Origin of the sequence: Micromonospora sp., assembly GCF_048594385.1 — a bacterium.
Lineage (GTDB): Bacteria > Actinomycetota > Actinomycetes > Mycobacteriales > Micromonosporaceae > Micromonospora > Micromonospora wenchangensis.
This window is the reverse complement of sequence record NZ_JBMDWU010000142.1, coordinates 1-15,116: the sequence shown is the minus strand read 5'-3', so window position 1 is coordinate 15,116 and position 15,116 is coordinate 1. Positions and strand designations below refer to the sequence as shown.

General features: G+C 73.1%; 11 protein-coding genes and 1 pseudogene. 5 read left to right on the top strand and 7 right to left on the bottom strand.

The features are described 5' to 3' along the window. The 5 genes from ACOJTC_RS06980 to ACOJTC_RS06960 form a co-directional block, all read left to right on the top strand. The coding region (locus tag ACOJTC_RS06980) for a pyridoxal phosphate-dependent decarboxylase family protein (RefSeq protein WP_420116224.1) at window positions 1-1,330 on the top strand (1,330 nt) is incomplete at its 5' end. 24 nt (window positions 1,331-1,354) lie between these two features. Further along, a complete protein-coding gene (locus ACOJTC_RS06975; protein ID WP_420116223.1) occupies window positions 1,355-2,647 on the top strand; it encodes a lysine N(6)-hydroxylase/L-ornithine N(5)-oxygenase family protein in 1,293 nt (430 codons plus the stop codon). Further along, window positions 2,644-3,219 (top strand): GNAT family N-acetyltransferase, encoded by a 576-nt coding sequence (locus ACOJTC_RS06970; RefSeq protein ID WP_357927490.1) that lies wholly within the window; start codon window positions 2,644-2,646, stop codon window positions 3,217-3,219. Before ACOJTC_RS06975 ends, ACOJTC_RS06970 begins: the two co-directional genes overlap by 4 nt. Next, window positions 3,216-5,000 (top strand): IucA/IucC family protein, encoded by a 1,785-nt coding sequence (locus ACOJTC_RS06965; protein WP_420116222.1) that lies wholly within the window; start codon window positions 3,216-3,218, stop codon window positions 4,998-5,000. Before ACOJTC_RS06970 ends, ACOJTC_RS06965 begins: the two co-directional genes overlap by 4 nt. Then, window positions 4,997-6,490: an MFS transporter gene (locus ACOJTC_RS06960; RefSeq protein WP_420116221.1), complete on the top strand. Its 1,494-nt coding sequence runs from the start codon at window positions 4,997-4,999 to the stop codon at window positions 6,488-6,490. Before ACOJTC_RS06965 ends, ACOJTC_RS06960 begins: the two co-directional genes overlap by 4 nt. 13 nt (window positions 6,491-6,503) lie before the next feature. Here ACOJTC_RS06960 and ACOJTC_RS06955 read toward each other — a convergent pair whose 3' ends face one another. The 7 genes and pseudogenes from ACOJTC_RS06955 to ACOJTC_RS06925 all read right to left on the bottom strand — a co-directional run. Next, on the bottom strand, window positions 6,504-9,467 hold the full coding sequence (locus ACOJTC_RS06955; RefSeq protein ID WP_420116220.1) for a COR domain-containing protein: 2,964 nt from the start codon (window positions 9,465-9,467) through the stop codon (window positions 6,504-6,506). A gap of 126 nt (window positions 9,468-9,593) precedes the next feature. Continuing rightward, window positions 9,594-10,610 (bottom strand): STM4011 family radical SAM protein, encoded by a 1,017-nt coding sequence (locus tag ACOJTC_RS06950; protein WP_420116219.1) that lies wholly within the window; start codon window positions 10,608-10,610, stop codon window positions 9,594-9,596. Beyond that, window positions 10,607-11,932, bottom strand: a complete 1,326-nt coding sequence (locus ACOJTC_RS06945; protein ID WP_420116218.1) for an STM4012 family radical SAM protein — start codon at window positions 11,930-11,932, stop codon at window positions 10,607-10,609. The genes ACOJTC_RS06950 and ACOJTC_RS06945 overlap by 4 nt, the downstream gene beginning before the upstream one ends. Then, a complete protein-coding gene (locus ACOJTC_RS06940) occupies window positions 11,929-12,732 on the bottom strand; it encodes an STM4013/SEN3800 family hydrolase (RefSeq protein WP_420116217.1) in 804 nt (267 codons plus the stop codon). Before ACOJTC_RS06940 ends, ACOJTC_RS06945 begins: the two co-directional genes overlap by 4 nt. Next, window positions 12,720-13,796, bottom strand: coding sequence for an STM4014 family protein (locus tag ACOJTC_RS06935; protein ID WP_420116216.1), 1,077 nt, complete (start codon window positions 13,794-13,796; stop codon window positions 12,720-12,722). The genes ACOJTC_RS06940 and ACOJTC_RS06935 overlap by 13 nt, the downstream gene beginning before the upstream one ends. Window position 13,797: 1 nt before the next feature. Next, a complete protein-coding gene (locus ACOJTC_RS06930; protein WP_420116215.1) occupies window positions 13,798-14,748 on the bottom strand; it encodes an STM4015 family protein in 951 nt (316 codons plus the stop codon). 6 nt (window positions 14,749-14,754) lie between these two features. Next, a pseudogene (locus ACOJTC_RS06925) lies at window positions 14,755-15,116 on the bottom strand (leucine-rich repeat domain-containing protein); the annotation flags it as partial.

The window sequence follows — 15,116 nt, the reverse complement described above, 5'->3', positions numbered from 1 at the left end:
TCCGCTCGGCGACACCGCCGCCGCCCTCGACGAACTGCACGACGTCTACCTGCGCGACGCCGTCTACTTCCACCACCCCCGCTACCTGGCCCACCTCAACTGCCCGGTGGTCATCCCCGCCCTGCTCGGCGAGGCGGTGCTCAGCGCGGTCAACTCCTCCCTGGACACCTGGGACCAGAGCGCCGGCGGAACCCTCATCGAACGCCGGCTGGTCGACTGGACCGCCGGGCGGATCGGCTTCGGTCCGACCGCCGACGGCATCTTCACCAGCGGCGGCACCCAGTCCAACCTCCAGGCGCTGCTGCTGGCCCGGGAGGAGGCGTACGCCCGGATCGTCGGCGGCGGCACCGACCGGCCCAGCCGGCCCGAGGTGCTGTCCCGACTGCGGATCATCACCTCCACCGCCGGACACTTCAGCGTCCAGAAGGCCGCCAAGCTGCTCGGCCTCGGCGCCGACGCGGTGCTCACCGTCACCACCGACGCCGGCCGGCGGATGCGCACCGACGAACTGGCCGACACCCTCGACCGGTGCCGCCGCGACGGCCAGACCGTGCTGGCGGTGGTCGCCACCGCCGGCACCACCGACTTCGGCACCATCGACCCGCTGGACCGGATCGTCGAGATCTGCACCGCCGCCGGGGTCTGGCTGCACGTCGACGCCGCGTACGGCTGCGGGCTGCTGGTCTCGCCCACCCGGCGGCACCTGCTGGCCGGCATCGAACGGGCCGACTCGGTCACCGTCGACTACCACAAGTCGTTCTTCCAGCCGGTCAGCTCCAGCGCCCTGGTCGTCCGCGACCGGCGGGTGCTGCGCCACGCCACCTGGCACGCCGACTACCTCAACCCGGCCCGGATGGCCGAGCGGCGCATCCCCAACCAGGTCGACAAGAGCCTGCAGACCACCCGCCGGTTCGACGCCCTCAAGCTCTGGCTCACCCTGCGCATCATGGGGCCCGACGCCATCGGCAGCCTCTTCGACGAGGTGGTCGACCTCGCCGCCGCCGCCTGGCGGCTGCTCGCCGACGACCCCCGCTTCGAGGTGGTCACCCGCTCGCAGTTGAGCACCGTGGTGTTCCGCTACCTGCCGCCGGGCGCCGGCCGCGACGTCGTCGACGAGGCCAACCTGCACGCCCGCGAGGCGCTGGCCGCCTCCGGCGCGGCCCTGGTCGCCGGCACCAAGGTCGACGGCGCGCACCACCTCAAGCTCACCCTGCTCAACCCCGAGACCACCCTGGACGACATCGCCCACGTGCTCGACCTGATCGCCGAACACGCCGGCTGGTACGCCCGCGCACGGGCCACCGCCGAGCTGTCCAGCCCCGTCGGCTGACCACCCCGCCCTGGAGAAACCCCTGTGTCGACCCACGACTTCATCGCCGTCGGGCTGGGCCCGTACAACCTCGGGCTGGCCTGTCTGACCGCGCCGCTCGACGACCTCGACGGCCTGTTCCTCGAAGCCCGCGACGAGTTCGACTGGCACCCCGGCATGCTGCTGGAGTCCACCCGGTTGCAGACGCCGTTCATCGCCGACCTGGTCACCCTGGCCGACCCGACCTCGCCGTACTCGTTCCTCAACTACCTCAAGGAGGTCGGCCGGCTCTACCCGTTCTACATCCGGGAGAGCTTCTTCCCGTTGCGCCACGAGTACAACGACTACTGCCGTTGGGCGGCGGCGAAGCTGCCCTCGGTCCGCTTCGGCCACCAGGTCACCGACATCTCCTACGAGCCCGCCGACGAGCGGTACGTGGTGCACGCCGAGGTGGCCGGCGAACGGGTCACCCACCGGGCCCGGCACCTGGTGCTGGGCACCGGCACCCCGCCGTACGTCCCGGACGCCTGCCGGGGCCTCGGCGGCGACGTCATCCACAACTCCCGCTACCGCGAGCACCGGGCGGCGCTGCGCGCCAAGCGCAGCATCACCGTCGTCGGCAGCGGGCAGAGCGCCGCCGAGATCTACCACGACCTGCTCACCGACCTCGGCGCCTGCGGCTACCAGCTCAACTGGGTCACCCGGTCGCCGCGCTTCTTCCCCCTCGAATACACCAAGCTCACCCTGGAGATGACCTCCCCGGACTACGTGGACTACTTCCACGCGCTGCCCGAGGCCACCCGCTACCGGCTGGAGGGCGCCCAGAAGAGCCTGTTCAAGGGGATCAACGCCGACCTGATCAACGACATCTTCGACCTGCTCTACGCCCACCGGGTGCACGGGCCGGTGCCGACCCGGCTGCTGACCAACACCGAACTCACCAGCGCCCGGTACGACGAGGCCGCCGGCCGCTACACCCTCAGGCTGCGCAACATCGAACAGGAGCGGGACCTCACCCTCGACACCGAGGGGCTGGTGCTGGCCACCGGCTACCACTACCGGGTGCCGCAGTTCCTCGACCCGATCCGCGACCGGCTGCGCTTCGACGCCCACGGCCGCTTCGACGTGGCCCGCAACTACAGCATCGACCACACCGGCCGGGGGGTGTTCCTGCAGAACGCCGGCACCCACACCCACAGCATCACCTCACCCGACCTGGGCATGGGCCCGTACCGCAACTCCTGGATCATCCGGGAGCTGACCGGACGCGAGCACTACCCGATCGAGGACCGGATCGCCTTCCAGGAGTTCGGCGTCCCGGCGGGCGGCACCTCGTGACCCACGTCGTCCACCGCCGGCACGACCCCGCGCTCGGCGAGTTCGCGCTGCGCACACTCGACCCGGAGGGCGACGCCGGGCTGCTGCACCGCTGGGTGACCCACCCGAAGTCGGCGTTCTGGCTGATGCAGGACGCCGACGTCGACCGGGTCGCCCGGGAGTACCGGGGCATCGCCGACCACCCGCACCACGACGCGTACCTCGGGCTGTGGCGCGGCGAACCGACGTTCCTCGCCGAACGCTACGACCCGGCCCGCGTCGAGTTGGTCGGCCTCCACCCCGCGCAGACCGGCGACGTCGGCATGCACTTCCTCTGCGCCCCCACCGACCGGCCGGTGCACGGCTTCACCCGGGCCGTCATCACCACCGTCCTGGACTGGCTGTTCGCCGACCCGGCCACCCGACGGGTGGTCGTCGAACCCGACGTGCGCAACACCGCCGTGCACGCCCTCAACGCCGCCGTCGGCTTCACCGTCGTCGGACCGATCCGCAAACCGGAGAAGGACGCCCTGCTCAGCGTCTGTACCCGCGACCAGTTCCTGGCCGCCACCCGAGGAGACGTGCCCGCGTGAACCCCGCCGCATCCGTGGCCCACCTGACCCCCGCCACCTGGGCCCACGCCAACCGGCTGTTGGTCGCCAAGGCGCTGGCCGAGTTCGCCCACGAACGCCTGATCGAGCCCGCCGCCACCGGCGACGACCGGTGGGCGGTCCGCACCGACGACGGCACGGTCGAGTACCGCTTCACCGCCCGCCGGTTCACCCTCGACCACTGGCAGATCGACCCGGAGAGCATCACCCGGCGGCGCGGCGACGAGGATCTGCCGCTCGACGCCGTCGACCTCTGCCTCGAACTGCGCGGCGCGCTCGGCCTCAGCGACCAGGTGCTCCCCGTCTACCTGGAGGAGATCACCTCCACCCTGGCCGGCACCGGGTACAAGCTGACCCGGCCGGCGGTGGGCGCCGACGAGCTGGCCCGCGCCGACTTCCAGGCCATCGAGACGGGGATGACCGAGGGGCACCCGTGCTTCGTGGCCAACAACGGCCGGATCGGCTTCGGCATCGGTGAATACCACGCGTACGCCCCGGAGGCCGGCCGTCCGGTGCGGCTGGTCTGGGTCGCCGCGCACCGCGACCACGCCACCTTCAGCAGCGCCGCCGATCTCGACTACGCCACCCTGCTGCATACCGAACTCGGCCCGGACACCCTGGCCCGGTTCACCGCCACCCTGGCCGACGCCGGCCTCGACCCCGACGACTACCTGCTCATCCCGGTGCACCCGTGGCAGTGGTGGAACCGCCTCGCCGTCACCTTCGCCGGGGAGGTCGCCCGCCGACGGCTGGTCTGCCTCGGCGAGGCCCCCGACGAGTACCTGCCACAGCAGTCCATCCGGACTTTCTTCAACGTCACCGAGCCGCGCCGGCACTACGTCAAGACCGCGCTGTCCGTGCTGAACATGGGGTTCCTGCGCGGCCTGTCGGCGGCCTACATGGAGGCCACCCCGGCGATCAACGACTGGCTCGTCGACCTGGTCACCGGCGACCCGGTGCTCACCGGCACCGGGCTGACCATCCTGCGTGAGCGGGCCGCCGTCGGCTACCGCCACCCGCAGTACGAGGCGGCCACCGACCGCTACTCGCCGTACCGCAAGATGCTGGCGGCGCTGTGGCGGGAGAGCCCGGTGCCCGGCCTGGCCCCCGGCCGGCGGCTGTCCACCATGGCCGCCCTGCTGCACACCGACCGCGACGGACGGTCGCTGGCCGCCGCCCTGATCGCCGAGTCCGGCCTGCCCGCGCGGCAGTGGCTGCGCCGCTACCTCGACGCCTACCTGGTGCCGCTGCTGCACAGCTTCTATGCCCACCGGCTGGCCTTCATGCCACACGGCGAGAACGTCATCCTGGTGCTGCACGACGGCGTGGTGGAGCGGGTCATCTTCAAGGACATCGCCGAGGAGATCGTGGTGATGGACCCCGAGGCCGACCTGCCGCCGCTGGTGCGGCGGGTCCGTGCCGCCATCCCCGACGACGAGCAGCTGCTGACCATCTTCACCGACGTCTTCGACTGCTTCTTCCGCCACCTCAACGCCGTGCTCGCCGGGGCCGGGGTGCTCGACGAGGACGACTTCTGGCGTACCGTCGCCGACTGCGCGACCGACTACGCCGCCCGGGTGCCGCACCTGGCCGATCGGCTGCGCCGGCACGACCTGTTCGCCGAGGAGTTCACCCTGTCCTGCCTCAACCGGCTGCAACTGCGCAACAACCAGCAGATGGTCGACCTCGCCGACCCGTCGGCGGCGCTCCAGTTCGCCGGCACCCTGACCAACCCGCTCGCCCGCTACGCTCCGCCCCGATGACCACCGCGCTGTCCGCCGCGCGGCCCGGCCCGGCGACCCCGCTGCGGTCGCGCTGGCTGATCCTGGCGGTGCTCTGCCTGGCCCAGCTGACCGTGGTGCTGGACAACACGGTGCTCACCGTGGCGGTGCCGGTGCTCACCACCGAGCTGGACGCGAGCACCACCGACATCCAGTGGATGATCAACGCGTACGCGCTGGTGCAGTGCGGGCTGCTGCTCACCGCCGGCAGCGCCGCCGACCGCTACGGCCGCCGCCGGATGCTCGTCGCCGGCCTGGTGCTGTTCGGCGTCGGCTCGCTGGCCGCCGGGCTGGCCCGCTCCGGCGACCAGCTGATCGCCGCCCGCGCCGGCATGGGCGTCGGCGGGGCACTGCTGGTCACCGCCACCCTCGCCGTCGCCATGCAGGTCTTCGACGGTGCCGAACGCTCCCGGGCGATCGGCCTCTGGGCGGCGACCAGCGCCCTCGGGTACGCCGCCGGACCGCCCATCGGCGGGATCATCCTCGCCCACCTGCCGTGGGGGGCCATCTTCCTGGTCAACGTGCCCATCGTGCTGGTCTGCCTGGTGGCCGGCCTCGCGTTGGTGCCGGAGTCCCGCGACCCGGTGGGTGGGCGGCCCGACGTCGGTGGGGTGCTGCTGTCCACCGCCGGTCTCACCGGCGTGGTCTGGGCGATCATCGACGGTCCCGAACGCGGCTGGACCTCACCGGCCATCCTCGGCGCGGCCGGCGTCGGCGTGCTGCTGCTGGCCGCCTTCGTCGGCTGGGAACGGCGGATCGCCGCCCCCATGCTGGACATGCACTTCTTCACCGACCGCCGGTTCGTCGGCGCGGTCACCGGGGTCGTCCTGATCACCTTCGGATCCACCGGCGCACTGTTCCTGCTCACCCAGGACCTCCAGTTCGTCCGGGGCTACCCGGCCTGGGAGGCGGGACTGCGGATGGTGCCGTTCGCGCTGTCCATCGTGCTGCTCAACCTCGGCGGGGTCGCCACCCGGCTGATCCGCCGGCTCGGGGTGCCCGGGGCCATCGCCCTGGGGATGGTGCTGCTCTCCGCCGGCCTCACGCTGGTCACCCACGTCCGCTCCGACAGCTACGCCGTGCTGCTCACCGGGCTGCTGGTGATGGGTTTCGGCTGCGCCCTGGCCAACCCGGCCATCGTCGAGGCGGTGATGAGTTCCATCCCCCCGGCGAAGGCCGGTGTCGGCGCCGGGATCGACGGCACCATGGCCGAGGTGGGCGGCAGCCTCGGCATCGCCGTGCTCGGGGCGGTGCTCAACGCCCGGTTCGCCGCGCTCGCGCCGGTCGCGGTGGCCGGGGCCGGGTCGTACCCGGCCGCGCTGGCCGCCGCCGCAGGCGAGACCGCACGCGGTCGGGTCACCGACGCGTTCGCGTCGGCGCTGGTCACCGGGCAGACCGCCGGGGCGGTGGCGGTGCTGGCCGGTGGGCTGCTCGCCGCCGGGCTGCTGCGCCGCGCCGAGCGCACCCGCTGACCGACCGGGCCGCTCAGAGTTCCGGCAGCCCCGGATCGTAGTGCAGGTAGTGCTCCGGGCAGACCCAGAGGTAGTCGCCCGACTCCGCCACCACCCGCCGCAGGCCGGCGAACTCCCGCGCCGGGTCCAGCGCGAACAGCAGCTCGCGGACGGCCCGGAAACCGGCCACCTCGTCGCCGCGGAAGGCAGCGTCCGGGGAGCCGGGCACCGCCGGTCGCGGTGGTGTGCCGCGGTCGCCCGGTAGCAGGTTCGTCGCCGCGCCCATCAGGTCGATCTCCGCCTTCAGCCGGGCCATCTCGGCGGCGCGGGCCGGTTCGAGCACACCGAGCAGGCCGGTGACCGCGCCGGTGAGCGGGATCAGCCGCAACACCATGGCCAGCCGCTCCAGGTACGGCCCGGCCCGCAGGAACCAGTCCCGGGTCTGGGTGAACGGGTAACCGGGATGCGTACACCGGTGCTGCTGGTCGGGGAACTCGCACCAGAGGCTGAGCTGGAACTGGTGCGTCAGCAGTCGGGCCGGGTTGTACCTCGACCTGGGGACCTCGCAGATGCTGACCAGCGCCGGGCAGTCGGCCACCTCGACGGCCAGCATCCGGCGGATACCGTGCAGCAGCAGCGCGGTGTCGCTGGCGATCTCCTCCAGGTGGCCGACGGTGGCGTGCACCGCCGAGATGCTCTGTTCGATCTCGGCGATCCGCCGCTCCTGGCGGGCCAACACGGCGAAGGCGGGACCCTGCTCAGGGGGGAAACCGCTCAGCAACAGCCACAGGTCGGTGTCCTGAAGACAGGTGTGGCAGGCCACCACCGTCCGGTGCTCCCGGAGGAACCCGTCGAGCGCGACCAGCGGGAACGTGCCCCGGCACGGCCCGTCGGCAAGCGTGTTGACGCAGGGCACCAGCAGGCGGTAAGCCAGGCCGGGCCACCGGCTGCGCAGCAGGTCCTCGATGGCGTCGCGCAGGATGCTGAAGAAGTAGACCGGGGCACCTCCCTTGACCACCAGGGACAGCCGCCTGTCGTCGTCGAGCTGGATCAACGCATCGAGGTGGTACGCCCGGTGCCGCAGGAACACCCCCCGCCGCCAGTGCAGGCCGGTGGAGAACCGGTAGTTGCGGACGGTGAGCCAGGAGATCAGCCCCGGGGCCTCGTCGGACAGTTCACAGATCAGGCTGACCGTGTTGACCCGGGGCATCCGCAGCGGCGTCTCCTGCCAGGGCACCTCCGGCTTCTGATAGGGCACCAGTTGGGCGACGAGGCTGCGGTCGTTCTCGGGCAGCCGGTAGGAGACGTCGAACTTCTCCATCAGCCGCAGGAAGTACGGATGGTAGGCGGTCGGGTACTGCTCCCGGCCCGGCGTCGGCGACTGCCAGATCTCGCGCAGCCGGGCATGGTCGAGCACCCCGCCGTCGGCGCGCGTCCGGCTGTCCTCCAGGACGTAGCCGATCGCCCGGGTCAACCACTCCGGTTGCAGGACGATGATGTCGCGCAGCCCGTCGTCCTCGGAGAAGTGCACGACGGTGCCCAGGTCGTGCAGCAGTTCGATGAGCGTCTGTTCGGCATCGGCGTCGAGCTGGTGCTGCGCGCACAGCGCATGGTAGGTGGCGTACGGGATCTGTGGTTCGGTGAAGGTGGCCAGGGCGTCACGCACGGCCACCCACCGCTTGCTCAGCCGCCGTCCCATCTGCGGGAACCGGGCCGCCTGCCGGGCGAGTTCCGCCTCGATCTGCGTGACGCCCCGGCCGGAGGCGTTGTCCACCACCCACTGGCCGAGCAACGACGGGGCGAACTTCGCCCGCAGGTGGGGCAGGTCGATCTCGGGTTGCCGCTCGTCGCCGTGGGTGGCCACGATCAGGACCCGGGCGTCCCGGCCGATGCGTAACCGGATCAGCCGCAGCCAGAACTCGATCGCGTTCTCGTCCTGACCCTGCCGGGGCTTCCACACCAGCAGGTACAGCGACCGGCGGGAGAAGAAGAACTGGTGGGTGATCCGGTAGACCTCCTGGCCGCCGAAGTCCCACATCCGCAGGGTGATGTCCACCTCCGGGGTCTCCGGGTGGGGCAGGGCGAGCCTGCTCAGCTCGATCCCGTGGGTGGTCGGCCGGCCCACCAGGAACGGATGCCGGTGCAACGCGCCGACCAGCGAACTCTTGCCCACCTCGCCCTCACCGACGAGCAGCACCTTGATCTCGTGCAGCGGCACCCCGTCCCGGCCCTCGTCACGCAGGTAGGACAGCAGCGCCGGCAGACCACGCCGGTACAGCTCGCCCAGCGGTTCGGCCAGCCGGTCCGCCCGCGCCCGCAGGGTGATCAGGTCGGGCAGGTCCGCCAGCTCGGTCGGCAGGTCGGTGACGACGGCGTCACCGAGATCGAGTTCGCGTAGCCGGCTCAACTGGCCCGTCTCCGGGGGCAGCCGTACCGGGCCGTCACCGAGCACGGTCAGCCGGAGCAGCCGGGGCAGCCGGAACACCGCCCCGGCGAGCGTGCCGTCGGGGGCCGGCGCCAGGGCCAGCTCCTGCAACGACGGCAGCGCCGAGAAGCCGCGCGGCAGCCAGACCAGCCGGCAGGTCGGTTCGATGTAGAGCCACTCCAGTTGACGGAGCTGCCCGATGCCCGGCGGTAGCTGCTGGTAGTCGCCGTCGAGCCGCAGGCGGCGCAGGGCGGCGCACTCCCACAATTGGCGGGGGATCTCCCGCACCGGGCAACCACCCAGGTCCAAGTCGCGTAGCCGGTGCAGCCGACCGATCTCCGCCGGTAACCCGGTCAGCGCCCCGCCGTTGGCGTCGATCACCTCCAGCCTGCTCAGCGCCCCGATGGTCGGCGGCAGCGTGCGTATCCGACTGTGTCGCAGGTCCAGGGTCCGCAACCGGCGCAGGGTGCCGACCGTCGCAGGGAGTTCGGTCTCCCGCGTCCCGGCCAACGACAGGACGGTGCTTCTCGTCCGGTCGGCTTCACTGATCCGGTCGAGCACGGACGTCGACATCCAGCGGTCCCCTGATGACGGTGACGGACGGTGGTGGTGCGGTCGTGCCGCCCGCCCCACGTCGAACATGCCGGGGGACGGCAGATCGACGATCGTACTGAGGACGTGCCAGCCGACGTCCGGCTCCTACCGGCCGGGGGAGGGGATCGGCTGGGCCGTCTGGACCGACGGCGAGGTGACCGCCGGCCAGGCTGCGGGAATACGCTCCAGCACCCCACCGGCGAACACGTCGCGCAACCCGAGCGGCTTGAGGTGGACGTACCCGATGTGGCAGTCGCAGAGGGCGGCGTCGCACGCCCGGAGCTTCAGGGCGGCCCGCCACGACCCGTCGTAGAGGTTGCCGATCGGCGCGGGCCGGAAGTGGCAGCGGCGCACGGTGCCGTCACCCGCGACGGAGATCGCCGTCTCCCCGGCGTGGCAGGGCCGGTCGAGCGACGGGTGCGGACGGACGCTCCAGCCGAACAGCGGGTCCAGCGCCGTCCAGGCCGCCTCCTGCCCGGCGGTGTACCGGTGCCCGTCGGCGGCGTTGACCCACAGGTAAACCGTCTCGGGCAGCGCGGCCCGCAGCGCCCGCGCCTCGGCCAGGTGCTCGGGCAGGCCGACCACCCCCACCGAGTAGCGCACGCCCAGCTCGGACAGCCGGGCGCAGCGGGCGAGGAACCGGTCCCGGGTGACCTGCCCCGGGTGGTACGTCGTCCACAGTGCCGCCGTGGCCCGGTCGGCGTCGGCCAGCCAGTCCACCCGGGCGGCCAGGTTGGTCTGGATGACCACCCGGTCGACGTGCGGCAGGTGCGACAGCGTCACCATGGCGTCGCGGTACCAACTGCGGGTCAGTCCCTCGCCCCACGGGGTGAACAGCACCGACAGCCGCCGGTCGGTGGTGGCCGCCACCCAGTCGGCGAACCGCTCCAGCGCCGCCCGGTCGGCGCGCAGCAGCTCCGGCGGGTCGACCCGCTTGGCGAACGGGCAGTACGGGCAGTCGTAGTTGCAGCTCGCCAGCGGCCCCCGGTAGAGCACCGCCAGCTCCGCCCCGACGTCGGCGGCCCCGGCCCCGGAACACGCCGGCTGCGCCGCCCGGGGCGGGATGACGTGCAGCGGCAGTTCCGTGCGGGGCGGGAGGACGTGCGGCGGCTGAGCGGTCACCGGGGCACGTACCCGGTCATCGCCTGCCGGACCCGGGCGGAGGTCAGCCACGGGCCGATCGCGTCGGAGCGGGCCAACCCGGCCGGGGTGAGCCGCAGCCCGTCGGCGTCCGCCCAGCCCCGGTCGGCCAGCCGCCCCCGCTCGGGGAAGTCCGCGCCCGGCGGCCGGCCGAACCGGGCGGCGTAGGCCGCCGCGTCGACCCCCTCGGCGCGCAGCAGCGACTTGAGCAGCCACCGGCGGCGCTGCTCGGCGCCGTCGAGGGCGAAGCCGAACTCGGCGTGGCGGAAGTCGTCGGCCGGCCGGGCCAGGTAGTCGTCCAACACCAACCGGACCTGCGACACGGAGACCGCGTAGTCGAACGAGTAATGCAGCGCGGTGGTGTAGGAGCGCGCCCCGCAGCCGAGGCCGACCATGCCGTCGTCCTGGCAGCAGTAGTCCGGCCCGTCCGGGGCGGGCACGTCGGCGCGGCGGAACTGCCGCATCGACTCCTGCCGGTAACCGGCCGCGCCGAGGACCTGCACCGCCTGCTCGTAGAGGGCCAGCCGGTGGGCGTCCCAGTCGGCCCGGCCGTGCGCCCGCCGACCCAGCCCGGTCAACGGCCGCACGTACAGCGGGTAGAGGTACAGCTCCTCCGGCCGCCAGGCCAGCGCCGCGTCGAGGCTCTCCTGCCAGGTCGCCGCCGTCTGCCCGTCGATGCCGTAGATCAGGTCGATGTTGAGCACCGGGACCGCCGCGTCGCGGATCGCGCCGAGCGCCGTCTCCACCTCCGTGCGCCGCTGCGGCCGGCCGGCGGCCCGCGCCTCGACGTCGAGGAAGCTCTGCACGCCGATGCTCACCCGGTGCACCCCGTGCGCCGAGAGCACCGCGAGCCGGTCCGGCGTCGCGGTGGCCGGCGAGGTCTCCACCGCCAGCGGTACGCCCGGCAGCCGCGCCCCGCAGGTGCCGGTGACGATGTCGAACAGGTCGGTCAGCTCGTCGGCGGTCAGGTAGGTGGGGGTGCCCCCGCCGAACGCCACCCGGGCGTACCCGGCGTCGTCGCCGAGCGCGTCGGCGACCCGTTCCGCCTGCCGGCGCAGTTGCCGCAGGTAGGCCGTCACCTGTTCCTGCGGGGCGTTGGCCCGGGTGAACAGGTTGCAGAAGCCGCAGCGCATCTCGCAGAACGGCAGGTGCACGTAGAGGAAGAGCGCGTCGCGAGCCTCCGCCCGCCACACGTCGGCCAGCAGCGGCCGGGGCCGCAGCGCCCGGTAGGAGGTCTTGTGCGGGTACGCGTAGAGGTACTGCTGGTACGGCGAGCCGTCGAGGCCCGTGTCGGTGCTGGTCACCATTCCCCCGGTCGCAGAACGAAGTGGGCGTACGGGACGGTCCACACCACGTCGTGGCCGATCCGGTGGCCGGTGTGCCCGTCCTCGCCGTACGCGGTGCCGTGGTCGGAACAGACGATCGTGAACACCGGCCGTCCCCGCCCGGTGAGCAGGGCGAACAGCCGGTCGACCCGGGAGTCGACGTATTCCAGGGCGGCGGCGTGACTGTCCCGGCTGTCGTGCGCCGCGCCGGGCAGGTGGTGCCGGTTGGGTTGGTGCAGGGCGGCGACGTTGAGGAAGGTGAACACCGGCCGGTCGGCGGGCTGGCCGGGCAGTACCTCGGCCAGCCGGTCGAGCTGCGCGTCCAGGCAGGTCGGGGAGGTGACGCCGAACTCCGGTTCCCAGTGCGCCTCGGCGAACAGGCCGGGCAGCACCGACCCGAGCGGGCTGCGCCGGTTGAAGAAGCCCACCCCGCCCAGGCAGAGCGTGTGGTAACCCGCCCCGGCCAGCGCGGTGGGCAGGTCGGGGGCGTCGAAGACCCAGGTGTCGGCCCCGGCGGTCTCGCTGCCCGGGAACGCCGCCGCGTACAGCCGCTCGTGCCGGCCCGGCCCGACCGGGGTGGGCAGGAAACCGGCGAAGAAGGCGTGGTGTGCGGCGTAGGTGAAGCTGGCGGGGGAGTGTCGCCGTTCCCACCGCCCGCCCGGCAGCGCCCGGGTCAGCCGGGGTGTCCGCCCGGCCCCGGCCAGCTCGGCGGCCACGTCGAAGCGCAGCGTGTCGAGGGTGACCAGGCAGATGTCGTGACTGCCGATCAGCGTGCGCATCCGACCTCCTCCCGCCACCGGTCCCACCGGCCGCTGGTCAGCGCGTGCACCTGCTCGGCGTAGGTGTCCCGGCCGTCGGTCAGCACCCCGGGCAGCAGGTCGCCGAACGCGTTGACCTCGGCCACCGCGTGCCGCCGCCAGCCCACCAGGAACATCAGGTCGACCCCGACGTGCAGTGACCGGGGGAAGCATGCCGCCGCCCGCTCGCAGGTCTCCATCGCCGCCGCCCACGCCGTCGGGCCGGCCGCCGCCCGCAGCGCGGCCAGGTCGCCGCGCGCGTTGCCCAGGTGCAGGTTGGTCAGCGGTCCCCGGGCGGCCCGGACCACGGCGTGGGTGGGCCGGCCGGCGACCACCACCACCCGCAGGTCGACCACCCGGTCGGCCAGCCCGGCCTTGGGTAGCCACCGCTCCACGTGCAGGCCCTCCGGGGCGAGCCGGTCGACCAGTGCCGCGATGGTCGCCTCGTCGTCGTAGCGGCGCAGCCGCAGCGAGTTGAACAGCCCGTCCGGGGTGATCTCGATCGGGGTGACCGCCTGCACCCGGCGCGGCCCGACCGCGAGCGCGATCACGCCGGCCGCCGACGAGCCGTGTGCCGGCTTGACGAACACCCGGTGCCAGCCGGCCGTCGCCATCGCCGCCCGCAACTGCGGGTAGCCGCCGACCGGCGGGAGCGCCGCCGGCACCGGCACCCCGGCGGCCGACAGCAGCGCGTGGCAGCGGCGCTTGTCGCACAGCGCCGCCACGTCGTCGGGGTGGTTGAGCAGCGTCGCGCCCCCGGCGGCCACCCGGCCCATTCCGGCCACCAGCCCGGTGTACGTGTCGGCGAGGCCGATCAGCTCCCCGTGCCGGGCGGGGGTGGCCGCGCCGCGCAGCAGCCGGTCCACCTCCGCGTCCTCGCCGGGGGAGTCGACCCGGACCAGGGCGTCGGCGTCCGGCGGGGCCGCCCCGGTGAGCAGCCGCGCCCAGGGCAGCACCGCCGGGTCGGGCAACCCCGCCTCGCGTACGGCCCGCCGGAACAGCGCGACCCGCCGGTTGTCGGGGTTGCCCACCACGGTCAGTCGCATGTCACTCCGACACCGCCGTGTAGCGGTAGGTCTCCCCGTCGTCCTCGTCCGGATCCTGCGGTTCGGAGACGTCCACCTCGACGCCGGGCAACGCGGCGACCACCCGGTTGGCGGCCTCCTCCGACAGGTAGTGGTGGTGCAGGTCGAGCGTGGACAGGTGGGTCAGGGGCTGCCCGTCGAGCAGCGCGGCGAGCCCGTCGTCGGACAGGGTGCCCAGCGACAGGTCGAGCCGTTCCAGCCGGGGCACCACGGCGGCGGTGGCGAGCGCGGCGGCCAGCTCGTCGGCGATCTCGGCGTTGCGCAGCCCGAGCCGGCGCAGCGCCGGGAAGAGCTTCCCGGCCAGCAGCGCGTCCAGGTCGGCCACGGTGGTGTTCCCGCCGTAGTCGTCGGTGCCCAGCCACAGGTCCAGGTGGTGCAGCGCGGGCAGCTCCGAGCCGAGCACCGCGGCGACGAACTCCCGGGACAGGCCGCCGCTCTGCACGGACAGCGTCCGCAGCCGCCCGTGTCGCACCGGGGAGAAGCTGAAGTCCTCGCCGCCGCGTACCCGCAGCACCTCCAGCTCCGGGTAGGCCGTCAGCAACGGGCTGACGTCGCCGACCCGCATCCAGGAGACCTCGCACTCCTCGGTGACCATGTCGCCGAGGAACAGGGCCCGCAGCCGGGGCAGCCGGGGAGCCGCCGCGCAGAGCTGGGCGATCGGGGCGTGGTGGAACGCCGCGTATCCCCAGGCCCCGACGACGAGCGCCTCGACCCGGTCACCGACCTGCTCGACGAACCGGTCGAACCGGTCCCGGAACTGCTCCGACAGGAGGTCCTGCCGGGTGTCGCCGTCGAAGTGCCAGTCGGCGATCCGCCAGCAGACCGGGCCGTCCACGACGGGTGGCGGCCCGTCGGCGGGGAATTCGACCACCGGCCGGCCGGCGAACGTCTGGGCGTGGGAACCGAACGTCATCGTCGCTCACTCCCCGACCGCGGTGAACCGGTAGACGGTGCCGTGGTACTCGTCGGGCGTCTGCGGGTCGTCCAGGTCGACCGGGACACCGGGCAGCGCGTCGGTCAGCCGCTGTGCGACCTCGGGGGAGAGGAAGTGGTGGTGCAGGTCGAGGCGGCGCAGGTGGGTCAGCGGCTGCCCGGCCAGCAGCGCCTCGGCGCCGGGGTCGGTGAGCACGCCCATCGACAGGTCGAGCACCTCCAGCCGGGACACCACCGGGGCGGTGGCCACCCCCAGCGCGACCTGGTCGGCGAACTCGGCGTTGCAGACCGCCAGGTTCCGCAGCGCGGGCCGCCCGTCGCCGGTCAGGATCGCGGCCAGGTCGTCGA